The following is a 23,990-nucleotide window of genomic DNA, read 5'->3' as shown; positions in this document are numbered from 1 at the left end:
CCGTCCAGCGACTCGATGAAGTTCAATAAGGGGAACAACAATATGAACTATCAGTCGAAAGTCGCGGAAGATTCCACCAGTCGGGCGAAAACCCGGCTCGGTGGAACCATCGACCGCTTGTTTGAGGTCACCCGGAGCGGATCAACGATCCGCACCGAAGTCATCGCCGCTTTGACAACGTTTCTGGCGGCGTCCTATGTCATCGTGGTTAATCCATCAATCCTGCAAAACGCAGGTATTCCCTTTTCTGCGGGCGTGACAGCGACCGTGCTGGTAAGTCTGATCGGCAGCTGCGCCATGGGGCTTTATGCCCGCAGCCCGATCCTCGTCGCACCTGGCATGGGTATCAACGCCCTTTTTGCCTATACGATGGTCATGGGGGCCAATGTGCCGCTTGAAATCGCACTCGGATGTGTTTTCTGGGCTGGCGTACTTTTTACGATCCTCGCCATTCTGAACCTTCGTACAGCTGTCATCGATGCAATTCCGAAGGACCTTCGTTATGGAATTGCCTGTGGTATCGGCCTGTTCATTGCCCTGATCGGGTTTGAGAACGCAAAATTCATCGTGGCCAATCCCGATACCATTGTAGCACTAACGCCCTTCACGCCAATTACACTGACGTTCATTGCCGGTTTTATCATTACCGCTGCACTTGTCGTGCGACGGATACCGGGGGCCATGATGGCAGGCATGGTCATCACCACCATTCTTGCTTTCCCAATCGGTCGGTGGTGGGGTGATGGCAGTGCTTTTGCCGCAGGTACGCCGGACCTGCATACGCTGGTCAACTGGAGCGGTCTCTTCGCAGCGCCCGACTTCAGTTTCGTTGGGAAAATCGATCTCATCGGCGCACTTCAATTCGCCTATATCCCGTTCATCTTCGTGTTCCTTTTCACCAATTTCGTGGAAGCCCTATCCACCTTTCTCGGCCTCGCTGAAGCGGCCAATCTGAAAGATGAAAATGGGATGCCGCGCAATGTGCGGGAATCGATGCATGTCGACGCTGTTGCCGCATTGATTTCAGCGCCGCTCGGCACCAGCCCCGCCACGGTCTATCTGGAATCGGGCGCGGGTATCGCACAAGGCGGTCGCACGGGACTGGTCGCCTTCATCGCAGGCATTTGTTTCCTGCCTTTTCTCTTCCTCTCGCCGCTGCTCTCGCTGGTGCCAGCGATTGCAACGGCACCCGTACTGATCCTTACTGGTCTCTTCATGTCGGAACCAATGGGCCGCATCAACTGGGAGAGTATGGAAGATGCCATACCGGCATTCCTCGCCATCGTTCTCATTCCCCTGACATTTTCGATCACGCTGGGTCTTTCGCTTGCCATAATCGGCTTTGTCGTGATGAAGCTTGTCCTTGGAAAAGCGAGGGAAGTGCGCCCGGTAATGTGGTTCGTGGCTGTGTTGGCCGCGATGCTGGTTGCACAGGTACAATGAGTTTATGAGCTGGCGGCGCGGTGAGCGCCGCCGCTTCACTGCTGTCGAATTGGAAAGGGCGAAAATGCTGCAATCATGGTCTGAAACCGCACCGCTTCTTGTGGATGTTGCGATGGGACGCAAGCCCGCAGATCTCGTTATTCGCAACGGTCGATGGGTCAATGTGTATTCGGGCGAGATCGTGCCGAACACCGATATTGCGGTTGCTGCCGGGCGCTTCGCCTATGTGGGGCCTGATGCCAGTCATACGATCGGCGCGGGAACCAAGGTCGTTGATGCGGGCGGTCGTTATCTCGTTCCCGGTCTTTGTGACGGACATATGCATGTCGAAAGCGGACTTGTTACCGTAACCGAATTTGCCCGTGCGGTTATCCCTCACGGGACAACAACCATGTTCATAGATCCGCACGAAATTGCCAATGTCCTCGGCATGGCCGGCGTAAAACTGATGAACGATGAAGCTCAGAGCCTGCCCGTCAACATTTACGTACAAGTACCCAGCTGCGTTCCAAGCGCGCCGGGCCTCGAAAACGCCGGTGCGACACTCACCGCTGAGGACGTGCGCGAGGCCCTTGCCTGGCCCAACATAATCGGCCTTGGCGAGATGATGAATTTTCCAGGCGTAGCGTCGAATGATCCAAAGATGGTTGCGGAGATCGCCGCCACTCAAAAGGCCGGACTGACAGTGGGAGGTCACTACCCCTCTCCCGACCTCGGTCGGCCATTTCACGCATATGCGGCGGGGGGCCCGGCCGACGACCACGAGGGAACCAGCGTGGATGACGCCATTGCCCGTGTGCGCCAGGGAATGCGTGCCATGCTGCGGCTGGGTTCTGCCTGGTTCGATGTTGCCACACCGGTCAAGGCAATCACAGAACGTGGCATTGACCCGCGCAATTTTGTGCTTTGCACCGACGACAGTCACTCCGGCACGTTGGTTTATGAGGGGCATATGAACCGCGTCGTGCGCCATGCTATTGCGCAGGGCCTCAAACCGATTACCGCGATCCAGATGGCGACGCTCAATACGGCACAACATTTCGGAGTGGAACGGGAGTTGGGTTCAATTGCGCCTGGACGACGCGCCGACCTAATCGTAACTTCCGATCTCTCCAGTTTGCCGGTCGAGATGGTATTCGCGCGCGGGCTGTTGCTCGCTGAAAACGGTTCGCTTGTGGCCGACATCCCGCCCTATGACTATCCCGCCAGCGCGAAGAACACCGTAAAGCTTGGCAAGACCCTTGCCGCCGCAGACTTTGACATTGCTGCGGATAACGCCGCAGAGGTAGATGTGCGGGTGATCGGCGTCGTGGAAAATCAGGCCCCGACAAAGGCGCTGCAAAGCAGGCTATCGGTCAAGAACGGCATCGTTCAGATGGATCGGGATGCAGATGTCTGTCAGATCGCTCTGGTCGAGCGTCATCGGGCGACCGGCGGTGTGGTGAATGCCTTCGTTTCCGGTTTCGGCTATGACACCGATTGCGCTATGGCATCGACGGTTGCACATGACAGCCACCACATGATCGTTGTCGGCACCAACAAGTCCGACATGGCACAGGCAGCCAACCGCCTGCAGGAAGTGGGCGGCGGAATTGTGCTGATAGCTGGCGGCCAGGAACTGGCGTTGATCGAACTTCCCGTTGCGGGTTTGATGTCGGATGAGCGGGCCGAAATTGTCGCGGACAAGGCAAAACGTCTTGTGGAAGCGATGCGTTCATGCGGTTGCACGCTCAACAACGCGTATATGCAACACTCGTTGCTCGCTTTGGTGGTGATCCCAGAACTGCGCATTTCCGATATCGGTCTGATAGACGTCTCACGTTTCGAGAAGACGGATGTGATCATTCGTTAAGATCAGTATGCGGGCCTAGTCATTTAGGCCCGCATTGCTGGTGATGTACATCACTCTAAGAGCCCATATCGGTTTCAATCCCGAATTGACGTCAGTACCCTGTCGAAGTGAGCAATCTCTTCCATCGTATTGTAGTGCACCAAGGTGGCGCGGATAGCCCCGCTATCCATGCCGAGCCCTAATCTCGCCATCAGCCGCGGCGCAAACAGGTGGCCGTCGCGGATCATTATGCCTGCATCTGCCATGGCCTGAGCGACATCAGCTGGCCGCTGGCCCGGCAGATTGAAGCAGAAGGTTGGCACGCGTTCGGCGATACGCGTTTCGTCTGTCACCCCATAAATGGTAGCGCCGTGTGATTTGAGTACTTTCAGGACAGCAAGCGAAAGCGTCGTCTCATAGGCCCTGATAGCTGCCATACCAGCAACTAGATCGTCGCGACGTGACCGTCCGGACGACGCCTCGAAATTGCGGCCAAGCGCTTCCAGATAATCAACTGCCGCACCCATGCCCGCGGCATTTTCATAGGTGAAGGTGCCCACTTCGATCTTATGTGGGGGCACATCGGGGATGAAATCTTCCTTGAAAGTAGGCAGGGCTCTAAGCAACTCAAACCGGCCCCAGAGAAAACCCATATGCGGTGAGAAATTCTTGTAGCCGGAACAGACAAGATAGTCGCAATCCCAAGCCTGCACATCAACTAGACCATGCGGTCCATAATGGACGGCATCAAGAAATACTTCTGCGCCAGCAGCATGCGCCAGTTCTGCCACGCCGCGAACATCGACAAGCGAGCCGATGGAATGCGAGGCTACCGTCACTGCTACCAGACGTGTGCGATTGTTCAGCAACGGCTTCAAGTCATCGATATGCAGGTTGCCATCGTCGCGCATTCGCCACCAGACACATTTCACACCCTGACTTTCAAGCGCCAGCCATGTCGAGATATTGGCGTCATGATCCATGTCGGTAATGACAATCTCGTTGCGCTGATCGATCATTTTGGCAATGCCCAGACTGACAAGCCGGATAAACGAAGTAGCGTTCATGCCAAAGGAAATTTCGGCTGGGTCATAGGCGTTGACGAGAATGGCAACGCTCTGACGCGCGTCGGCTATCGCCTGATCCACCGCGCGGCTCGAAGCATATCGCCCTCCCCGCTGCACCATGCGATGCAGCATATGGTTGCTGACAGCGTCGATAACACCTTGAGGCACCTGCGCGCCTGCACCATTGTCGAAGAAAACCGGATTGCCCGGCAGGGATAAAGCCGGAAAATGCGCGCGCGCGCGATCCACCGGAAACGCTCCGGCGCTTTCAAAAGCTGTGGTCATCGAGATACTCCCAAACGAAATGTCGGTGCCGCTTTCGCGGCTAGTGCATGATCTGCTGAAGGAAGGCTGCCGCACGCTCGCTCTTTGGCGCGGTGAAGAAATCCTGCGGCTTGGCTTCCTCGCAGATCGCGCCATGGTCCATGAAGATCACCCGGTCCGCAACGCGACGGGCGAAGCCCATTTCATGGGTCACGACCAGCATGGTCATCCCGTCTTCGGCCAGCGAGATCATCGTATCAAGTACTTCGCCCACGGTTTCCGGATCGAGCGCCGAGGTCGGCTCGTCAAACAACATCACCTTGGGCTGCATGCAAAGCGACCGCGAAATTGCCGCACGCTGCTGCTGGCCGCCCGAAAGCTGTGAAGGATAGCGATCCGCCAGATGGCCGATCCGCACACGCTCGAGATATTTTCGAGCAATCTCTTCAGCTTCCTTTTTGCCAATCTTCTTCACCGTCATCGGTGCAATGGTGCAGTTCTCGAGGATCGTCAGATGCGGAAACAGATTGAAATGCTGGAATACCATGCCAACTTCGCGACGGATTGCATCCAGCTGCTGGCCTTTGCCGTTAAGCTCTATGCCGTCAACGACGATTGAGCCACTTTCGTGCTTTTCCAGTTGATTGATGCAGCGGATGGTGGTCGACTTTCCTGAGCCTGACGGCCCGCAGATAACGATACGCTCGCCCTTCGCGACGGAAAGGGTGACGTCGCGAAGCGCGTGATAATTGCCGTACCACTTGTTGATGCCACTCATGATGATGGCTGGTCGGTCGGTCGATTGTGCGAAGTTTTGATCGGTCATCGGGGAAACCAGTTCTGTCGAGATCAGCGTGCAGTCTTTGCGGTAGCACTGCGCTTCTCGAGATAGCCGACCAGACGAACCATCGGCCAGAGGAAAGCGAAATAGATGATTGCAGCGCCAATCAAAGGCGTTGGGTTGGCCATCAGCGCTTGCGTGTCATTGGCCTGCTTGAGCAGATCGGGCATGGCAACGACTGAGGCCAGCGCCGTATCCTTGAAGGTCGAGATACAATTGGAGGTCAGTGGCGGCACCATGACCTTGAGCGCCTGCGGCAGGATGATTTTGCGCATTGCCTGCCAGAAAGGCAGGCCCAGCGAAACCGCTGCCTCGAACTGTCCCTTTGGCACATTCTCAATGCCAGCGCGGCAGACTTCGGCCGTAAAGGCCGCCAGCACCATGGATAGCGCCAGCGTCGCCGAGGTAAAGGACGAGAATGAAATGCCGACGAAAGGCAGCGCGTAATAGATGAGGATCAAAACCACCAGAACCGGTAGTGCTCGGAAAATATCGATATAGCCGATGGCGATATACTGAAACGGCTTGGGCGCGTAGAGGCGCACAAAGCAGAGGAGCAGGCCGAAAAGGCTACCGAAGAAAATTGCGGTTATGCCCAGCAGCAGTGTGTTACCCAGCCCGAGCAGCAGGATCGGAAAGGACCGGACGAGAATGTCCCAATTGAAAAACGTTTCGATCAGACCCATGGCGTCAATCCGGAAATCCTGAGGTGGTTTGAGAGGCGGCTGCACCAGTGAACCTGACGCAGCTGCTTGTGTTTACTGTGCGGATGGAACCGGCATCGGCTTGACGGTCGAGGTGCCGGCATCCGGTTCGACACCGAACCACTTCTTGTGGATGGCGGCCAGAGTGCCGTCTTCCTTCATTTTGGAGATCTCGTCATTGACCTTTGGCAGGATTTCGAGATCCTTTTTGGCCATCATGGCAAAGCGTTCACCCGTCGGAATACGAACGAGCACCTTCAGAGCTGGCATTTTCTGGATCGCGTACTGGAAGCCAGCCAGTTCACCGGCGCCGCCGACAATTCGACCGGTCTGCACGTCGAGCAGCAGATCCTGTTGAGCCGCATAGCTTTTGACTTCAGAAATACCAAGCTTGTCGGCATTTTCCTTTGCCCAGTTCTCGCCGGTGGTGCCAGCGACAACGCCGATCACCTTGCCCTTGAGGTCTTCGAGCGTCTTGACTGAGGAGTCTGCCTTGCCGACGATTGTGCCGTCGCTGTCGTAATAGGGCTGCGTGAACGACTGCGTCTTCAGGCGTTCATTCGTGACCGAGATCGACGAAATGGCAAAATCGACGCGACCCGAACTGGTCGCGGCAAACAGCGCCTGAAAACCAAGGGGCTGGAATTCAACATCCATGCCAAGTCTTTTTGCGGCTTCGGTAGCCACATCGACTTCAAATCCCTCGAAGACGCCCTTCTCGTTTTTGAATTCCCATGGCGGGTTGGCGGCATACGAGCCGACAACAATCTTGCCGTCCGCGAATGCGGACGAAACCATCAACGACAGTGCTGCAGCTGTCAGAATAGCGACTTTCTTAAACATGGTTCCTCTCTGGACTTCTTGTCTCTGATTATGATCGATAGTTATCTGTGCCTGTCACCTGCATCAGGCGGCTTGTTTGGGTACGATACGTTCCAGCGCAGTAAAGAGGTGGTCGACCGCATCGGCTGACGTAACCCAACCGGGCGATAGCCGCATCGTGCTACCGCGCGCATCGCAATAGATTTTCTGCTCGCGCAGCGCCGATATCACTGCGGCCGGTGCGACACCGGCTGGCAGATTCAGCATTACGCTGCCGCCGCGCCGAGCGTCATCGACCGGTGAGACGAGCTTCCAACCCAGATTCTGTGCACGTGCGATAATGGCATGAGCGCTGACCAGATTGTTCGCGCGAATATTATCGACACCCTGTTCCATCGCCCATTGAATACCGGGCAGAGAGGCGACGGAGGCCAGTATCGCGGGCGTACCGTGATCCAGACGTCGCGCATCATCCGCAAAGCTAAACCCGTCGAGATCCCAGGAAAACGGGTTTTCCTGGCTGAACCAGCCGCGAAGCTCTGGCTGCAAATCAGCCAGCAACGATGGCCTGACCTGTACAATCCCTGCACCCGAAGCGCCGCATAGCCATTTCAGCGAGGTAGAGACGACAAAATCCGGATCGATTGTCTGCACCGAGAATGGCAGAACGCCGACACCTTGCGTGATATCGACACCGACCAGTGTTCCCATCGCCCGACCATGCGCACAAAGGGCTTCAACATCGACCTTATGTGAGGTGGTCGATGAAACGAATGTCAGCAGCGCAACACCCACATCATCCTGCCAGCGCGCAATGAAATCCTCGTCACGCACCCAAGCTTCGCCGGGGCGCATGGGCACCGTGTCCAATGTAAAACCAAAGCGCTCTGCGATACCGGCCAGCATGAAATGCAGGCTGGGGAAACAATCAGCGGCTACGAGCAGCCGCTTACCACGCAGCCGCTCTTCCGGCAGGCCGCCAATGAAGCTGTAAAGAGCCGTTGTGACATTTTCGGCCGTGGTCAGCGAGCCTTCCGGTGCATCGATCACACCGCGCCAAGCATCAATGAAAGTCTGACGTGCCGCCAGCGCGGCAGGCCACTGGCCATCATCCTCTGCAGACCAAACGGCGGAAAAAGCGGACAAAGCCTCCCCCATCTTTTCCGCCTTGCCGGGGAAAGTACCGATCGAATGATAGAGGAAGTAGTCAGACATTTCAAACCTCAAATATTTTGATCAAAAGATCACAGTATTTGGGCGACGTCAATCCGGCGACCTGAGTGATCAGAACAATTGTAGCTCGCGCTTCACCAATCAACATTCAAGTCACTGTTTTATATACAATAATTGAAGATTTTAAATGCGCAGACGTGCGCGACGGCAAAAATGGCGAGCGCTACTCCACGATAAGTGTGCGCAAAAGATCCTGTGTGTCGCGTATATCCGACACCATAGCTTCGCGGGCACGGCCAGCGTCACGCGATTTCATCGCCGCCACGATGCGACGGTGATTCCGCGTATAAGCCTTGTCGCCTTCTGCCTTCATGCGCGGCTGCACATAGGCCGACAACATGCGCATATACGGACCATACCGCAACCATAGCGTGTCTATGAGTTGCATGAGAACTTCGGAATGGGAGGCCTTATAGATCAGATAATGAAACTCGCGATTGCGGTCGAGCATCGCGTAAACCTGCTCCTCGCCAGCACAAGCTTCATGCAGGACTATATTGGCTTCGAGCGCCTCAATTTCCTCCGCAGTAATCGCCTGCGCCGCTAATTCGGTTGCAAGACCTTCCACCGTGGCCCGCGCCTGACACAGATCGTCAAGCCTGGCGACGCTCACCGGCGGCACCCGCGCCGAACCATTGCGCGCCACCTCGAGGGCGTTTTCCGCTGCAAGCCTCCGGAGCGCCTCACGCACTGGCATATGGCTGGTATCGAATGTCTGCGACAACGACGCGATGGTCAGCACCTGACCGGGATCGAAACGACCGATCAACAGCGCCTCGCGCAACTGCAGGTAGACGGCGTCCTGCACGGTCACTCGGCCGGAAACGGGACCAAATCCTTCGTCGAGTGACAACAACCGGACTCCTTCTTTGATAGATGAACAATACTGAGCCAAACATTTACATGTCGCAGAACCGAAAACAAGCCGATATATCATTTGATCAAACGCTCAAAACTCGATAAGAGATTGCGCATCAAAGCCCCGGCCCCCCTAATCCGGACCGAGACAAACCAGCACAGGAATGATCAGATGGCGCGTTTTGCACGGCGGATAACGCAAACTTCTCCCAAGAGTTTCGGTATGTTCCAGAAGGCTGCGGCGCTGGCGTCCTCCGGCGTCGATCTCATTCATCTCGAGCTTGGCCGCCCCTTCCACGATACGCCCGCACATATCAAAGACGCTGCGATCAAGGCCTTGCGCGACGGTCACGTTCATTACAGCGACTTGCGTGGCGAAGCAGAACTGCGCAACGCCCTGCAGAAAAAGCTCTTCGAATACAACAAGATCAACGTGACCACCGATGAAATTCTCATGGTCAACGGCCTCACCCAGGCATCATTCGTCGCGTTCATGGCCCTTCTAGATGAGGGCGACGAGGCGATCCTGCTGGAACCCTATTATCCCCAGCACATCAACAAGATCGAGATGACCGGTGCCCGCGTCGTGCTGGCGCCGCTCGACCCCAAAACGAATTTCGGCATCAGCCGCGAGTCGATCGAGCCGCTGATTACGGCGCGCACGCGCATGATCGTGCTGGTCAATCCCTCCAACCCGACTGGCCGCGTCTACAGTCGCGCCGAACTGGAAATTCTGGCCGATCTGGCCATCAAGCACGATCTCGTCATCGTCTCCGACGAAGTTTACGAGCAGATCCTGTTCGACGGCTCCGAACATATCTCCATCGCCTCACTGCCAGGGATGAAAGAGCGCACCGTCTCGATGTTCGCCTTCACCAAGGCTTATGCTATGGACGGCTGGCGGCTGGGCTATCTCGTTGCTGATGCCTCCTTTATGCCAGCCTTTCTCAAGCTAACGGCGAACGAGATCACCCACGTCAACACCTTTATTCAGTATGGCGCTCTGGCAGCGGTTACCGGCCCGGCGGCTATTCTGGACGATATGGTCACCGACGACCGGCGCAAGCGTGACCTCGTCGTCAGCCGCCTTAATCAGATGCCGGGTGTGACCTGTGAGAGCCCGGAAGGCACGATATATGCCTTTCCGGACATTAGCGGCACGGGCCTCACCTCCCAAAAGGCTGCCGACATGATTCTTGAGGAAGTCGGTGTGGTTGTGGAGGCTGGCGGCTTCTACGGCAAGTCGGGTGACAACCACCTGCGGGTCTGCTTCGGCTCGGAAAGCTACGAACGGCTTGAACAGGCAATGGACCGGCTCAGCACATTCTTCAATGGGCTCTGACGCGGTTCGTAGTAATCGATGTACGTTGAGATACTTCCGAGGGTCGAGATTGCGATCTAAGCATTTCGGCCCTCCCCAGAGCGGTCAAAACCGTGCAATAGCTCGGTAAGTCCGTTCTGGAAGTCGGAAAGCACCGATTTATCTACCGCGCGACGTCCTGTACCCTCATCTTGGCTTGAAGCAGCGAGAGCAGCTCCATGGGTGTAATCCACGAGGATGTGCGTCCAGCGCGCTATATGTTGCGCAGAATCGCTGCGTTCACCCAACAGGCCCTTCAACTCAGCCGTGATCCTTCTGGCTTGATCGGGAAAAGTGGCTGGCCGGGCAAAAATTGCCAAGGTCAGTGAGGGGTAAAGGACCACCTTGACGTAATAGTCTGTCATGAGATGGTGGGCGCGCGCCAGCGCGTCACCTTTGTACGGCGCGCCAATGTCCGCGTAGACGCGCTCCGCCAGCGCCTTGATCAACCCATCCCTATCCCTGAAATGGTGGTAAATCGTCATAGGATTAATGCCAACACGTGTCGCCAGCGCCCGCATTGTCACACCGTCGAGGTCACTTTCATCGAGCATAGACAATGCCTCACTCAGAATGGCTTTCGGCTCAACGGTCATTCCGTGAGTGGGTGGTCGACCTCTTCTTCTCGCCGTCATTTCATGACCTCGTAATGCGACTGGACGAGCCCGGACGGAAAAGACCTCGTTCCCATATGCAAGAGTGATACATCGCGCTGACCACCGCCAAAAAGCGGGCGACCGGCCCCGAGCAGGACTGGCACTCTCGTTATCACCATGTCGCTGATCAGATCGCGCGAGAGAAACGATTGAATGATCCGCCCACCATCGATATAGGCGCGTTTTGCACCCTCCGTTTTAAGCATCATCATCGTTTCTTCCGGTGACTTGTCCGAAAAGCGAACCAGCCCGGCCAGATCGGAGGGAACCGCTTGCCTTGCAAGTTGCGCGGATAAGACCAATACCGGGCGGGTATAAAACCAATCCCCCATCTTTCGAATCGACTCGTAAGTCCCTCGTCCCATTACGATAATGTCAATTTCATTTATGAAGTCATTATAGCCATGGTCCTCCCCAGCGTCGTCGCGCGCTAGCAACCAATCGATGTCCCCGTTTTCGCGGGCGATAAAGCCATCAAGGCTTGTTGCAATGAATACGTGTCCTGTGACCATCTTCAGCTCCATAATTATACAATGTATAATAAACGGTCTTCAGCCTGTGTCAAAATTGCCCCATCGATCGTTTCCAGAAAATCGACGCGCCCCAATACACAACTCACGCTCGCACTATTCGGGCAATCTCCAGTCGCCACCTACGTGGCGTGGCTCGAAATCTCGTGCTGAACAATATTTGATGAATAGCATAGTGAAAGCTAAACACCCATCTTTACGTGCTGGCGCATAAATACTCACAATACTGTCCGTTAAAACGAAACAGAATTGCATTTCTCATCGAGAACCTCACGAAATTGCAAGATATTTTCGTAGAAATATGCCTAATATTGTTCGAATTTACGAAATACGATTAGAATACTATATCTACAACAAACCGAAACTACAGAATAATATGCATTCACAATGGAGTTTATTACCATTATTATTTGACATTTTGACTACATATCCAAGCGTAAATAGGAATATCTCGCTGGAGGAGTGAGCATCAGACTACGTCTGACTGCAGGGAACCGGGAGGAATTTACTTGCAAGCCATAGCCATGAATGAAACGCATGCCGAGATTTCCGGCAGCGAACAGAGAAAAGTGCTCACTGCTACCCTCGTGGGCACGTCCATAGAATGGTATGATTACTTTATCTATGCTCAGGCTGCAGCATTGGTGCTGGGGCCATTGTTCTTTGCTCCTGTCGCGCAGGACAATCCGCAGCTCGCGCAGATTTTGTCTTTTGCCACCATCGGAATATCCTTTCTGTTCAGGCCGTTGGGTGCCGCTATATTCGGCCATCTGGGCGACCGGTTCGGGCGCAAATTCGTCCTCGCAACCACATTAATACTCATGGGCATGGCGACTTCGCTAATCGGCCTGCTCCCAACCCACGCGCAGATCGGCATTTGGGCACCCATTCTTCTTGTGACCCTACGCATCCTGCAAGGCTTTTCCGCCGGTGGCGAATGGGGCGGAGCGGCCTTGATGGCCGTGGAACATGCGCCGGTCAATCGTCGGAGCTATTTCGGCGCTTTTCCTCAGATTGGAGTTCCAATCGGGCTGATTATGGCAACCGGAACACTGTTCACGTTGAGAAGCGTTTTGAGTGATGACGACTTTCAGAGTTGGGGTTGGCGGCTACCCTTTCTGTTCTCAATCGTACTGATAGCAATCGGGTGGATGATACGTCGCGCAGTCGAAGAATCTCCTGTGTTCAAGGAAATCCGTGAGCGGCGAAAAGAAGCCTCGGCGCCACTCCGACAGCTGTTTCATACCCATTCGCGCGAAGTGATACTGACGGCGCTCATATTCATGGCCAACAATGCGGCAGGCTATATTCTGATCGCATTCCTCGTCAGCTACGGCCAAAGCGTGCTTCATCTGCCGGGCAGTTCCGTTCTTATTACCTGCACCATCGCGGCAGGAGCATGGCTTGTCTTCACCATCGTTGGCGGCATCATTGGAGACAAGATCGGACGCGTTCGCACGTTTCAGATCGGATATGTTTCACTATTGCTTTGGGCGATACCGATGTGGTTCCTGATAGATACTGGTGACATGAGGTTGTTCTTCGTCGCAGTCGTGGTTCTTACCATTCCGCTCGGCCTGACCTATGGTCCTCAGGCGGCGCTATATGCCGAAATGTTTCCCGCAAAAATCCGCTTCTCTGGCATATCGGTAGGCTACGCACTGGGCACAATCATCGGCGGCGCTTTCGCAGCGACAATTGCGCAATGGGTAATGACAACATTCGGAAGCTCCTGGCTTATCGGAGCCTATATTTCAACACTGACACTCATCTCGCTGCAGGCTGTTTCGCTCGTTCGCGACGCCAGTGGCGTTGATCTCTCTCAATGACGGCGCCAACCCGATTGACCCGTGACTGGTAGCGCCTCGCAACGGTCGCTCAAGCAATGATAAGCGGCGCTAGAGCCGCTTATCATTGCTCCCAACGACCCACGTTTAGCTAAACTCCCCTTGAGTTTGGACCAACCGCCACTCTGCCTTGAGGTTGCGCGCCTGGCATCCGTGCTATTTGAGAGCTTGGGAATAGAACTTAACAAGCCATCCGATGTAAAAATATGATCTTAATTTTTGAAACATGCACTGATACATCTTAGTTTAGATTTCGCTATACGTGCATATTATTTAATTATGTCTCCGAAACACATTACAGAGAATCGAAATATACTTTCTAATAGAATCAATCTATCTGTCATCAATTTCACATAAAAAGTGGATAAATTTTGTCATGATAAGTTGACGGCATTCCATGTTGATTATATATCTCGGTTACACAATCTGCCACGTTACGACGTGAACAATATATTCAGTTGATATACTTGACTGGCTTCGCGCGTGCGCAGCCTTCTGGAGAGGATTTGTTTGACGTGACCAGACTTCGCCTTCAGAATAAATCTCTCCGCTTTATAACTCTTCAACTGTTGCAATCAACTTCGGCGGTGGGAGCTACACTTGCCCTGGCTGGCTCTGCTTTTGCTCAGGATAGTGCGAGTAATACTACCCAGCTTGCGCCTATCGTTATCGACGGTGGCGGTATCGGCGGCGTAAGTGAGGATAATGCTACCGTCGTGGCCAAACGAAGCGATGGCGCTACCAAGATTGCGACACCCATTCTCGAAACGCCTCGTGCGGTATCGGTCATCACACAAAAAGAGCTTGAAGAACGCGCCACTAACAGCATCGTCGAGGCGGTCAACTATACCGCTGGTGTGACCACGGCCTCTACCGGTTTTGATCCCCGCTACGATGTCATCATGTTGCGCGGTCAAATCCTGTCACTCAATGGCGACTTCCGCGATGGCTTGCGCCAGTATTATGTCAATTACGGCAATTTCCCTACCGAGCCATATTCGCTCGAACGTGTCGAAGTGATCAAAGGTCCAGTGTCGGTGCTTTACGGCGCAGGCTCACCGGGCGGTATCATCAATAAGATCTCCAAAGCGCCGACCGAAGGAACGTTCCGAGAAGTAGGCGTGCTCTACGGCACACAAAGCCGCGCGCAAGCGACCTTCGATTTTGGAGGACCGGCTAATGAAGACAACAACAATTTCTTGTATCGCTTCACCGGTCTTGCACGCGCTGGAGAAACCAATTTCGATATTGCCGATGATCGCTATATGTTCCAGCCGTCCTTCACATGGAAACCGGATGCCGCGACGTCGCTTACGGTTTATGGGCTGATACAGTCAGACGAATCCGACGCTAGCCCCAGCGCCGTTGTTACGGCCGATGGACGAGTATTTGATCTTCGTGCCAGCGATCCGAAATATGACTATCAGAAAGTGCGGCAACAGCAGGTCGGCTATCGTTTTGAACATGAATTCGACAATGAAATTACGTTCCGGCAACATGCACGTTATTCACATATGGATTTGCGCGCACGTTATCTCAGCATTTATAGCTGGACTGACACGATTGCCCATCGCGGTGCGACCGCGCTCAAGGATGAGGCGAACATCTTTCAGATAGACAACCAGCTCGAAGCCAAATTCGACACTGGACCTCTTTCGCATACGATGTTGTTTGGGCTGGACTACACAAACCTGTCGTCATCCTTTGGTTATGGAATAGGCGCCGTCGATCCAGCTTTCGATCTCGACATTTCCAACCCGCAATACGGCATCACCGGCGCGACGCCTGACTTCAACTACTCTTTGCTGGATATGGACCTGCGCCAAACCGGCATTTATGCGCTCGACCAGATCGAACTAGACCGATGGCGATTTACACTGGGTGCACGCCAGACCTGGGTGAACCAGAAGCGCAATACCACCTATGTCAGTTCAGGAACGCAAGAAAGCCAGGACGTCGACGACAGCGCAACATCGGTGCAGTTGGGTGCGCTCTATCTGTTCGACAGTGGCATAGCCCCTTATGCAAACTATTCCACGTCCTTTGATCCCGTCACCCAGCGCTCTGCATCCGGCGACACGCTGAAACCAACCACAGGCGAACAATACGAAGTTGGCGTGAAGTACCAGCCTCCCGGAACGGATATTCTTCTATCCGCCGCGGCCTATCACATTGTGGAGCAGAACAAGCCACAATTAGTTGATCCGCTCACCCTCTCCTATCAATCACTGGGTGAAGTCACCACAAAGGGATTGGAACTCGAAGCGAGAATGGCAATCTCGTCCGGGCTCGATCTCATTGCTGCCTATACGTTGAGCGAGTCTGAAATCTCCGAAGGCGAGAACTCCGGTAATGAGGTTGCGGCACGCCCACGGCATACCGCGTCGCTCTGGGCCAACTACACCTTCGACGAGGCTTCGGTGATTAAGGGGCTCAGCCTCGGTGCAGGCCTGCGCTTCAACAGCAAGAGCTATACCGACAATGCCAACACCGATAAGAACCCGTCGGCGCTCTATGTCGATGCAGGCATGAAGTATGATTTCGGCGCGATCAATCGTGATCTTGACGGTCTGACAGCGGCCGTTAACGTTCGCAACATCGCCGACCGTCGCCTTGATGTCTGCGAGAGCGGGTTTTGTTATCTCAGTCAGGGCCGCAACGTGACTGGCTCGCTCAAATATCGCTGGTAAAGCGAGATGGCTGTATCTAAATCAACACATCGGGACGCTCTTACCACAAAGACTTGGGACCCCCATGTGCTGGACAAAGCGATTGACGAACGCTTCGCTTACTGTCGCGGCAAAATGCTGCTCGCTTCTCCCGAAGAGAACGCAATAATTCCGTGCAGCGACCTGACCGATGCCCCCGTGTTCAGTGAGGTCATCGAGCGTTTCGCATCCTCATTCCCGGGCGGCGACCGTCGGGCCATAATTTCAATGTGGACGATGTATTATTTCAGCATCGTTTCCATCACGCCGACAGTGCTGCGGCTCGTTTGTGGAAAACGCCTGCCTTTAAAATTGGATAGGACCGTTCTCGTCTGCAAACCTGCCAATGCTGCACCAACTGCACTCCTTCTCGACCACTCCGGCGACGACGCAAATGCTCCGGAGCGCATCTTCGATCTTCTCGCTTTGATGCGGGACCATATAGAACCATTGATTGAAGCCATTTGCTCCAATGCAAAGGTTGCGCCAAAGCTTCTATGGAACAATGTCGCGGGCTATTACTCGTGGATTGTCGATGAGATCGGCACCCATGTAAATCCCGATCTTGGCCTTGCAGGACGCGCGCTCCTTGATGAACCGCTATGGCCGGACGGAGGAAAGAACCCCATGTATGGCATGATGCGCACCGCACGCCCGGCGTGCGGTGCGCATCATGCCATCGTGCAGCGCAAGGTCTGCTGCTTGCGTTATACTCTTCCGGGCGTCGCCGGCTGCGGGCAATTGTGCCCGCTGCCCAATGGTCGCCATTGATCTTTACCTCAGGCGAAATACTGACCGCCATTCACTGATAGCGTCGAGCCAGTGATGAAGCCAGCCGCATCGGAAGCAAGGAACAATACGCAACGCGCAATCTCGTCTGGTGTCGCCAGACGGCCCGCAGGAATTTGCGGGAGAATGTGTTCGTTCATGACATTATCAGGAACCCGCCTGACCATTTCCGTTCCGACGTAACCGGGACATACGGCATTGACAGTTATACCTTTCCCCGCGCCTTCCTGAGCCAGAGCTTTGGTGAACCCCAGATCTCCGGCCTTTGCAGCCGAGTAATTCACCTGTCCCATCTGACCCTTCTGGCCATTAATAGACGAGATATTGATAATACGGCCGAAACTGCGGTCTCTCATTCCCTGCCAGACCGGGTGTGTCATATTGAAAAGACCACCGAGATTGGTGCTGATCACTTCATGCCATTCGCCCGGCGTCATTTTGTGAAACATCCGGTCGCGTGTAATGCCGGCATTGTTGACAAGAACGTTGATGGCACCCAACTCTCCCTCAACCTTTTTGATTCCTTCTTCGCAGGCCGCATAATCGCAAACGTCCCATTGATATGTCGGGATGCCGGTGCTTTCAGAGAATGAAGCTGCAGCTTCTTTGTCGCGGATATGGGTGGCGGCGACATTGTAGCCCGCCTCGTGCAAAGCTATCGATATGGCAGCTCCTATACCGCGTGTGCCTCCGGTTACCAAAGCGACTTTACGCATTTCGTTTTCTCCAGATTGTTGTCAACTCGGACTTGTCAAAAGCAGCCAGTTGTGAACTCAGACTGAACGCCTGTGCTGCAACAAAAGAACCAGCAATAGCGGCGTTCCGATCAATGCCGAAACAAGGCCAGCGGGAATCTGATAAGGAAAGGCGATCATGCGGCCAATCCAGTCGGCAAGAACCATCAGCCCGGCACCGGCCAGCGCAGCGCCAAGCACCTGCGGAATTGCACGACGCAAGCCAAGTTCGCGAGCGACATGAGGCCCCATCAATCCAATGAAGCTCAGCGGCCCGACCACGAGCGTTGCCCCACTTGTCAAAAAAGCTGCCAGCATCAGCAGTGCCGAGCGTGCGAGCATCACATGAATACCCACCGATTGCGCTACCACAGGTCCGAGCGGCAACATGTCGAGCCATCGACGCATCAGCAGTGCCAGCAACAGACCTGCTAGCCCGATTCCCGCAGCGATGAGCGCTATCGGAGTTTTTATGAGATAGGTTGAACCACTCATCCATTGCAGCAAGGTGATGGCGCGCGGATCACCGCTGGCTGCGATAATCCCAACCGCTGCATCCAGCATGGCGGTAAGCGCAATGCCTGTTAGCAGCACGCGCTCCGGCGCAAAGCCCGAACGCAATCCAAGCACAATGATGATGATGAGCACAATCGATGCGCCAATTGCAGCAAAGCCGATTTGCGTAAACAAGCCCATGACGGGCAGAATAAACAACGCTACTGCCACGCCCATAGTGGCGCCGGCGGAGATACCGAGCACTTCCGGGCTCGCCATTTCATTTCCCGTCAGCCGTTGGAGCAAGGTTCCCACCGTGCCCAACATCAGGCCCGCCGCAAAAGCGCCGATCACCCGCGGAATGCGATACGGTAGAACCTCGGACCACAGGCTGGCACCGGTGAATGCCCAATCACCGCTGGGATCACGCCCGAAGAAAATTGCCAGCAATAATAGGGCCAACAACACCAGACACACCAAAATCGCCAGCCACGCCCTGGCAGCCGTGAAACGCTTCGGTCCTGCTGCAATTTCCGGTAAGCCGCGATGAACCGCTTTCAAACGGGGCACGAGCAACAGAAGTACCGGCGCTCCAAACAGAGCAGTGACGGCGCCTGTTGGAAGAAAGCTGGACGTCGCGTTTGTCAATACGAGCACCACTTCGTCGGTTAGAAACAATAGGCCTGCGCCAACGATTGGCGACCAGATAAGCTGGCTTTTTAGCGTGCGTGCGCCAGCAAGACGCGTGATTGCTGGCGCGACCAGACCAACGAAACCAATGACACCGACGGCACTCGTCACCACGGCTGTTAACGCCACGGCGAGGCAAATGGCGGCAATTCGTGTATGCTTGACTGAGAGACCAAGGCCACTCGCGCCACTGTCACCCAGTTCCATCAACGCAAGTGGACGCGCCAGAACGAAGATCACCAAGAATAGAACAGCAACTTTCGGGATCAACGATAGTGGTATTGACCAGCTCTGCTGTGCCAGAGAACCCGCACCCCATATGAATAGCCCCGACAAATAGCGGTCGTTCATCAAGATCAGAACGGAGGCCAACGCACCGCACCACACACTGACAATCAAACCTGACAGAATAAGCGCAAAGGGCGAGAAACTCCGCCGTGCGCCGATAAGAAAAACCAATGCTGCCGCGATAGAACTACCTATCAGTGCCACTGTGTCCCGGCTCAGACCTGCAAGCGAAGGAAAGGCCAGCATGGTGACTATAAGAGCCAGATTGGCCCCGGCCGAAATACCCAGCGTTGTTGGCGAAGCCAAAGGATTACGCAGTACCTGTTGCAATAACGTACCCGCAAGCGCCAGAGCCGCGCCACCAATCAATGCGGTTACCAGACGTGGCAATGTCGAGTAGGCCAGCACTATGTAACGTGGATCGTAATCCATACTACGTGCGAATAATCTGCCGATGTCCGGGGCAATATTATGCCAAGCCAACAAGCCGCCAGCAAACAACATTGCAATTGCAATGAACGGCGTGATGCCGCTTGACGATGGGCTGAGACGCGTCATGCCGTGCGCTCCAAAGCATCAACCAGGAGATCCGCAAAACGCAATGCCTCCACCACCATGCCAAACATCAGAACACCAGGAAGAATTGTGTAGCGGCCAGCCTCGACAAAAGGCAATGAACTCCACAAAGGGCTCTCTTCCAGTCTTTCCATAATATCAGGTGGCGTCAGAGGTTCAAAGGCCACAAGTCGCAAATTCTGGTCCATCAAGGCAAGTTGTTCGAGCCCAATGGTTTCGAAGCCCCAATAGTTAGCGGAGCCAGTCCATGCATTTCTAAGAACTATACGGCTCAAAACACTTTGATAAAGCCCGCCCCCGCCGTAGATGCGAGCGTGACGCAAATCGACAAAGTTAACCAGTGCCAATGACGGGGCGTTCAAATGTGCAATCCGCGCGGCATATTCATCAAATTGTCGGTCGGCCTTTTCGAGAAAATCGCGCGCCTGCGCTTCGCGCCCAAGGGCCACGCCCAACGCCTCTGTAGCCGCAATGGAACGAGACAAAGCATCCCCACCTTCTGCATAGATCGTGAGTTCAAGCACAGGGCTGATGGCTTCCAGCTTCGGTTTCAGCGGCGCGAGAAACGGGGTCGTCAGAATAAGTGTCGGCTTGATGCTCGCCAGAACTTCAAAATTGATTGCACTGGTAGATCCCAGATCGGCGATGCCCGACGGAAGCTCCGGCTCGACCACCCATTTGCTCCAGTCGGCGCGTCCTGCAATCGCCACTGGGGCAACCCCGAATGCCAGCATGGTGGACACCAGTCCATAGTCCAGCGATACCACACGCTGCGCCGTCCGCTCGACATTCGCCAGCGCAGACGAACTGCTTGCCAGACAAATACCCGCCGCAGCCTGAAGAAGACTACGGCGTGACAGTATAGAAAACGAAACAAATTCAGACGTCATATGACAACAGTTCTTGGAACAATGGTTCGGCGATAAACAATCATCAATGCGATGCATCCAGGGGTTTGACAAAGAAGAGGCATGGGTGGTCTTCATGCCACAGAGTAGGGAATGTCTCGGCCCTGATAAATCCGTTCTTGTCATAGAAGGCGCGCGTTGCATCATACTGCGGCTCATTTTTGCCGCGTGGCGCGAGCGTCTTAACAGTTAGAAGCTGACAATTGGCTTCTCTCGCCGCGTTCTCAGCCGCAATCAGCAACCGCCTGCCAATTCCGGCGCGATGATGGGAACGCCGCGAAGCAATGACCAGTATTTCCATCGCCGACGGTGGATGTTGCTTCAGCGCGACGAACCCCACAATATCGCCGCCGTCCACGCAGCCGAACATCGGCAGTGTTTCAACCGCCTCCGCACAAGCCTCGATCACCGCTGGTTCGCTGAACCAGTCAGATAACTCCGACATGATATCACGGCAAATCTGACCCTTGTTTTCACTTATCTCGATCGCATCATGCATAGATGGCTCCCGGCTCTCAGGCGTTTGTTCTGGGTTTCACCGGTGTTTTCCGCTCGTCATCCGACGCGATAGCCGCCACACAAAGCCGGTGCGCGTCTTTCAAAAGTCCGCAGACCAGCGCACAGGAAACTCCGGCGCGCTGGGCAATGACTTTCTGTGGAACCCCATCAAAATAATACTGCTCGTAGAATGCTCGCGTACGCGGCGGCATGACTTCCATGGCATGTCGAAAAGCTTCATAAGCCTGACATTCACGCACATGCTCTTCAGGGCTGCCATACTGCGACATACATCCGCTGGGTGGTTCTTCGACAAAAAGGGCTCTTTCGAATGCACGGCGCCGCAGATGATCAGTAGCGAGATTTTTCACCATCCGGGTAACATAGGAAGCTGGACGCGCCACCTCTGACCCTAGAGGCGTCGAGACAAGCTGCAGCATCACTTCCTGAACGATGTCTTCAGCTACTGTTGCACTGCCCGTGATACGCCGCGCAACGGCTAATAGCTTTCGGCGGATGAGAAGTGCTTCCTGAACCTGGCCATTCAACGTTGACTGTGAAAGATTGAGTGTCATTTCTAGGCCCTTCGAAATCCAAATTTGCATTTCCCCGCCAAGTGACCGAAACAGCCTATAAAAGTGGAATATAATAATCAAGTTATATTTGATGTCATCTATCTGACTGTTTTAGCGGTGTTTATCCGGTTAAGGTGGTAAGTCGCTCATATTCCATTGCAATCTGCTTCCGCCGACATTTTTCTCGCAAGCTTCAGCTAGCGCCCAGAAATAGCGCGCTCCGGAGGCATCCAAAAACTGTCCTCCGTGAACCAATACCTGGGGCCACTCAGCCTGTAATGTCACGGAAGTTCCACACATATCCGGCGGGATGTTCACTTCTTTCGGATCGACCTGAAAACCTTGCCCCCAACATTTCAGCACCGCTTCCTTCCGAACCCATGTAGACAGAAGCGCGTCATATCTCTGTGACCCGTCAAGTTGTGCAATGGCCCCTAACTCAACAGTGGATAACGTCAGTGAGGATGCCCCCTCAAGGTCGGCATAAAAATCGTTTCGGTCAGCTTCCACATCGATACCGATGTCCTCGTGACAACTCGTCGCAAGCATCACGCAATTGGCATTGTGAGACAGGCTGAAGTGAATGCCACAGTCGGGCAAATAAGGCTTTCCTGCTGGATTGATCTCAAGTCGAATGTCCGACGGTGTTTGCCCGGTCATACATGCGATGACCGAGCGACAAAGCTGGCGCCCTGCAATAAAATGCTTGCGCCCGGAAACCGAGCGAAAGGCAGCGGCGCGCGCTTTTTCCTCCGGGCTCAAGACATCTGTATTGCAGACAGTATCATGTCTCAAATGCCAGCAATGAATGGCAATCTCGCTTTCACTCATCCGAGTGCTTATTCTGCAGCCTGAACAACTTCAACATCGCGCGAACGGAGTTCGCCACCCGTTTCGGCTTGCCATCGCACGATGGCATCTGGCGGGGTCAGATCGAAATGCTGCCTTCCCAGAAGCGAGTTGGCGATTACCGCACTGCGCCAGGCTGCCAGACTGAGCTGCGGCTCTGCAATTCCGTGGCTGTGACGCCCAGCGTTCATGACGTATATTCTGTTCTTGTTCGGTCCATCCCAAACGAGCGAGAAGTCGCGCTCGAGAACCGGGTCACCCAGCGAATTCATTGCAAGAGGCGCATGCAAGGAGTTGAGAAATTCCGGCAGAACAAAACGATAGCCTGTCGCCAAAACGAGAGCGTCAACAGTTACCGTTTCTGTCGTCTGATCAAAACCGTTATTCATGGTCAGATGTATTTCGCCATCGGCATAATCGGCGGCAACCACATCACGATACGGACAAAGCGAAATATCAGCTTCATGGCCCGCCGAATGCTCCAGTTTCCGTTCGTACAGCCGCCGGTAGAGCTTTTTGAGCGTCGAAGCCGATATGCCGTCGCTGGCCAGCATCTGGCGCTGGGTATGCGACAGACGCAGAGGCTCTGGCAACCCATGAAAACACCCCATATAGCCCGGGGTAAATAGTTCATTGGTGAATGGTGTCGCGTCCAATGGCTCAAAATTCGGCCTGCGGCTGATCCAGTAAATGGAAGTGTCTGGATTTGCGTCAAGAAGCGCATCGACAATCTCTGCACCACTTTGCCCTCCACCAATCACAGCAATACGCCGGGCTTTCAACGGGCCGAGCCTCTCGGCTGCGACGCTGTTGTGAAAGAATACTCGCTGGGGAAGGCTCGCCACCCAATCAGGCATAGAAGGTTGTTTGCCAACAGCCACAGACAGGTTGCGCGTTTTGACCTCTTCACCATTGACCCGGACACTGAAGACGCTGTCATCAAAGCGCACATCTTCAACACGAGTGTCGAAATGCAGCGATTTCAATCCTGTCGCCACCCATTCGAGATATTTGGCGAATTCACGACGCGGCACGGCCTCATATTCAGCATTCAGGAATTGATAGAAGCGCTTGTGCTTGACCAGATAGGACAGAAAACTCCACGGACTCGTGGGATTCGTTCCCGTTACGAGGTCTTTCAAAAACGATGTCTGCATCTCCGCACCCGGTAGCAACATACCGGGATGCCACGCGAAAGCCGCTCGCTTGTCGAAAAAGCGCGCTTTAATGTCCGGTATGGAGTCCAATTGGGCCGCGAGACTGAGATTGAAAGGACCAATTCCGGCACCCACAAGGTCGAGCACTTCAGAGGACATGATGTTTCTCCTGTTAGGCAGTTTGCGAAACGCCGGGAGGACAGCCTGCTTCGCGAAACTGCAGCACGACAAACGCGCAAGGTTTGACTAAAGCCGAGTGACACAGCC

Annotated in this window: 21 protein-coding genes; 6 read left to right on the top strand and 15 right to left on the bottom strand. The window is 54.5% G+C overall.

The features are described from left to right. The first annotated feature begins 42 nt into the window (after positions 1-42). The gene (locus QBD01_RS23135; protein ID WP_280994703.1) at positions 43-1,443 is read left to right on the top strand and encodes an NCS2 family permease; all 1,401 of its coding nucleotides are present in this window, start codon (positions 43-45) and stop codon (positions 1,441-1,443) included. Between the two features lie 64 nt (positions 1,444-1,507). After that, a complete protein-coding gene (gene ade / locus QBD01_RS23130; RefSeq protein WP_280994730.1) occupies positions 1,508-3,295 on the top strand; it encodes an adenine deaminase in 1,788 nt (595 codons plus the stop codon). 74 nt (positions 3,296-3,369) lie between these two features. Here the strand turns inward: ade and QBD01_RS23125 are convergent, their stop codons facing one another. From QBD01_RS23125 to QBD01_RS23100, 6 genes are all read right to left on the bottom strand, one after another. Beyond that, on the bottom strand, positions 3,370-4,626 hold the full coding sequence (locus QBD01_RS23125) for a cysteine desulfurase-like protein (protein WP_280994702.1): 1,257 nt from the start codon (positions 4,624-4,626) through the stop codon (positions 3,370-3,372). A 40-nt stretch (positions 4,627-4,666) separates the two neighbouring features. Then, positions 4,667-5,431 (bottom strand): amino acid ABC transporter ATP-binding protein, encoded by a 765-nt coding sequence (locus QBD01_RS23120; RefSeq protein ID WP_280994701.1) that lies wholly within the window; start codon positions 5,429-5,431, stop codon positions 4,667-4,669. Between the two features lie 23 nt (positions 5,432-5,454). Next, positions 5,455-6,132 (bottom strand): amino acid ABC transporter permease, encoded by a 678-nt coding sequence (locus QBD01_RS23115; protein ID WP_113534096.1) that lies wholly within the window; start codon positions 6,130-6,132, stop codon positions 5,455-5,457. Positions 6,133-6,204: 72 nt separating this feature from the next. Then, positions 6,205-6,993 (bottom strand): ABC transporter substrate-binding protein, encoded by a 789-nt coding sequence (locus QBD01_RS23110; protein WP_182523191.1) that lies wholly within the window; start codon positions 6,991-6,993, stop codon positions 6,205-6,207. Positions 6,994-7,056: 63 nt separating this feature from the next. After that, on the bottom strand, positions 7,057-8,187 hold the full coding sequence (locus QBD01_RS23105) for an aminotransferase class V-fold PLP-dependent enzyme (protein ID WP_280994700.1): 1,131 nt from the start codon (positions 8,185-8,187) through the stop codon (positions 7,057-7,059). Between the two features lie 181 nt (positions 8,188-8,368). After that, a complete protein-coding gene (locus QBD01_RS23100) occupies positions 8,369-9,058 on the bottom strand; it encodes a GntR family transcriptional regulator (protein ID WP_280994699.1) in 690 nt (229 codons plus the stop codon). A 177-nt stretch (positions 9,059-9,235) separates the two neighbouring features. Here QBD01_RS23100 and QBD01_RS23095 point away from each other — a divergent pair, with 177 nt between their 5' ends. Then, positions 9,236-10,405: a pyridoxal phosphate-dependent aminotransferase gene (locus QBD01_RS23095; protein ID WP_280994698.1), complete on the top strand. Its 1,170-nt coding sequence runs from the start codon at positions 9,236-9,238 to the stop codon at positions 10,403-10,405. Positions 10,406-10,461: 56 nt separating this feature from the next. Here QBD01_RS23095 and QBD01_RS23090 read toward each other — a convergent pair whose 3' ends face one another. Together QBD01_RS23090 and QBD01_RS23085 are read right to left on the bottom strand one after the other, a co-directional pair. Further along, on the bottom strand, positions 10,462-11,019 hold the full coding sequence (locus QBD01_RS23090) for a TetR/AcrR family transcriptional regulator (protein WP_280994697.1): 558 nt from the start codon (positions 11,017-11,019) through the stop codon (positions 10,462-10,464). Between the two features lie 35 nt (positions 11,020-11,054). Next, entirely contained in the window at positions 11,055-11,591 is a 537-nt protein-coding gene (locus QBD01_RS23085) for a dihydrofolate reductase family protein (protein ID WP_280994696.1), read from the bottom strand. Positions 11,592-12,133: 542 nt separating this feature from the next. Here QBD01_RS23085 and QBD01_RS23080 point away from each other — a divergent pair. The 3 genes from QBD01_RS23080 (at position 12,134) to fhuF (ending at position 16,935) form a co-directional block, all read left to right on the top strand. Continuing rightward, positions 12,134-13,438 (top strand): MFS transporter, encoded by a 1,305-nt coding sequence (locus QBD01_RS23080; RefSeq protein WP_280994695.1) that lies wholly within the window; start codon positions 12,134-12,136, stop codon positions 13,436-13,438. Between the two features lie 533 nt (positions 13,439-13,971). Beyond that, positions 13,972-16,146, top strand: coding sequence for a TonB-dependent siderophore receptor (locus QBD01_RS23075; RefSeq protein WP_392391470.1), 2,175 nt, complete (start codon positions 13,972-13,974; stop codon positions 16,144-16,146). Between the two features lie 66 nt (positions 16,147-16,212). Next, positions 16,213-16,935 (top strand): siderophore-iron reductase FhuF, encoded by a 723-nt coding sequence (gene fhuF, locus QBD01_RS23070; protein WP_280994693.1) that lies wholly within the window; start codon positions 16,213-16,215, stop codon positions 16,933-16,935. Positions 16,936-16,943: 8 nt separating this feature from the next. Here fhuF and phbB read toward each other — a convergent pair whose 3' ends face one another. From phbB to QBD01_RS23035, 7 genes are all read right to left on the bottom strand, one after another. Further along, entirely contained in the window at positions 16,944-17,669 is a 726-nt protein-coding gene (phbB, locus tag QBD01_RS23065) for an acetoacetyl-CoA reductase (protein ID WP_280994692.1), read from the bottom strand. A 57-nt stretch (positions 17,670-17,726) separates the two neighbouring features. Further along, entirely contained in the window at positions 17,727-19,718 is a 1,992-nt protein-coding gene (fhuB, locus tag QBD01_RS23060) for a Fe(3+)-hydroxamate ABC transporter permease FhuB (RefSeq protein ID WP_280994691.1), read from the bottom strand. Beyond that, complete coding sequence (locus QBD01_RS23055) at positions 19,715-20,626, bottom strand: iron-siderophore ABC transporter substrate-binding protein (RefSeq protein ID WP_392391472.1); 912 nt, start codon at positions 20,624-20,626, stop codon at positions 19,715-19,717. The genes fhuB and QBD01_RS23055 overlap by 4 nt, the downstream gene beginning before the upstream one ends. Before the next feature lie 43 nt (positions 20,627-20,669). Next, positions 20,670-21,143: a GNAT family N-acetyltransferase gene (locus QBD01_RS23050; RefSeq protein ID WP_182522400.1), complete on the bottom strand. Its 474-nt coding sequence runs from the start codon at positions 21,141-21,143 to the stop codon at positions 20,670-20,672. A 16-nt stretch (positions 21,144-21,159) separates the two neighbouring features. Beyond that, entirely contained in the window at positions 21,160-21,747 is a 588-nt protein-coding gene (locus tag QBD01_RS23045; protein WP_280994689.1) for a sigma-70 family RNA polymerase sigma factor, read from the bottom strand. 99 nt (positions 21,748-21,846) lie between these two features. Then, entirely contained in the window at positions 21,847-22,548 is a 702-nt protein-coding gene (locus QBD01_RS23040) for a 4'-phosphopantetheinyl transferase superfamily protein (RefSeq protein WP_182522401.1), read from the bottom strand. Between the two features lie 8 nt (positions 22,549-22,556). Next, on the bottom strand, positions 22,557-23,882 hold the full coding sequence (locus QBD01_RS23035) for a SidA/IucD/PvdA family monooxygenase (RefSeq protein ID WP_182522402.1): 1,326 nt from the start codon (positions 23,880-23,882) through the stop codon (positions 22,557-22,559). Positions 23,883-23,990: the final 108 nt, after the last annotated feature.

This window comes from Ochrobactrum sp. 19YEA23 (assembly GCF_029909865.1).
Lineage (GTDB): Bacteria > Pseudomonadota > Alphaproteobacteria > Rhizobiales > Rhizobiaceae > Brucella > Brucella gambitense.
The sequence above is the reverse complement of the archived record's forward strand: the minus strand, read 5'-3'. Positions and strand labels throughout refer to the sequence as shown.

What these genes read in the sequence shown, in the direction of transcription:
- QBD01_RS23135 (WP_280994703.1), top strand. Translation starts at nt 43, where the DNA reads ATGAACTATCAGTCGAAAGTCGCGGAAGATTCCACCAGTCGGGCGAAA.
- ade (WP_280994730.1), top strand. Translation starts at nt 1,508, where the DNA reads ATGCTGCAATCATGGTCTGAAACCGCACCGCTTCTTGTGGATGTTGCG.
- QBD01_RS23125 (WP_280994702.1), bottom strand. Translation starts at nt 4,626, where the DNA reads ATGACCACAGCTTTTGAAAGCGCCGGAGCGTTTCCGGTGGATCGCGCG.
- QBD01_RS23120 (WP_280994701.1), bottom strand. Translation starts at nt 5,431, where the DNA reads ATGACCGATCAAAACTTCGCACAATCGACCGACCGACCAGCCATCATC.
- QBD01_RS23115 (WP_113534096.1), bottom strand. Translation starts at nt 6,132, where the DNA reads ATGGGTCTGATCGAAACGTTTTTCAATTGGGACATTCTCGTCCGGTCC.
- QBD01_RS23110 (WP_182523191.1), bottom strand. Translation starts at nt 6,993, where the DNA reads ATGTTTAAGAAAGTCGCTATTCTGACAGCTGCAGCACTGTCGTTGATG.
- QBD01_RS23105 (WP_280994700.1), bottom strand. Translation starts at nt 8,187, where the DNA reads ATGTCTGACTACTTCCTCTATCATTCGATCGGTACTTTCCCCGGCAAG.
- QBD01_RS23095 (WP_280994698.1), top strand. Translation starts at nt 9,236, where the DNA reads ATGGCGCGTTTTGCACGGCGGATAACGCAAACTTCTCCCAAGAGTTTC.
- QBD01_RS23090 (WP_280994697.1), bottom strand. Translation starts at nt 11,019, where the DNA reads ATGACCGTTGAGCCGAAAGCCATTCTGAGTGAGGCATTGTCTATGCTC.
- QBD01_RS23085 (WP_280994696.1), bottom strand. Translation starts at nt 11,591, where the DNA reads ATGGTCACAGGACACGTATTCATTGCAACAAGCCTTGATGGCTTTATC.
- QBD01_RS23080 (WP_280994695.1), top strand. Translation starts at nt 12,134, where the DNA reads ATGAATGAAACGCATGCCGAGATTTCCGGCAGCGAACAGAGAAAAGTG.
- phbB (WP_280994692.1), bottom strand. Translation starts at nt 17,669, where the DNA reads ATGCGTAAAGTCGCTTTGGTAACCGGAGGCACACGCGGTATAGGAGCT.
- fhuB (WP_280994691.1), bottom strand. Translation starts at nt 19,718, where the DNA reads ATGACGCGTCTCAGCCCATCGTCAAGCGGCATCACGCCGTTCATTGCA.
- QBD01_RS23055 (WP_392391472.1), bottom strand. Translation starts at nt 20,626, where the DNA reads ATGACGTCTGAATTTGTTTCGTTTTCTATACTGTCACGCCGTAGTCTT.
- QBD01_RS23050 (WP_182522400.1), bottom strand. Translation starts at nt 21,143, where the DNA reads ATGCATGATGCGATCGAGATAAGTGAAAACAAGGGTCAGATTTGCCGT.
- QBD01_RS23045 (WP_280994689.1), bottom strand. Translation starts at nt 21,747, where the DNA reads ATGCAAATTTGGATTTCGAAGGGCCTAGAAATGACACTCAATCTTTCA.
- QBD01_RS23040 (WP_182522401.1), bottom strand. Translation starts at nt 22,548, where the DNA reads ATGAGTGAAAGCGAGATTGCCATTCATTGCTGGCATTTGAGACATGAT.
- QBD01_RS23035 (WP_182522402.1), bottom strand. Translation starts at nt 23,882, where the DNA reads ATGTCCTCTGAAGTGCTCGACCTTGTGGGTGCCGGAATTGGTCCTTTC.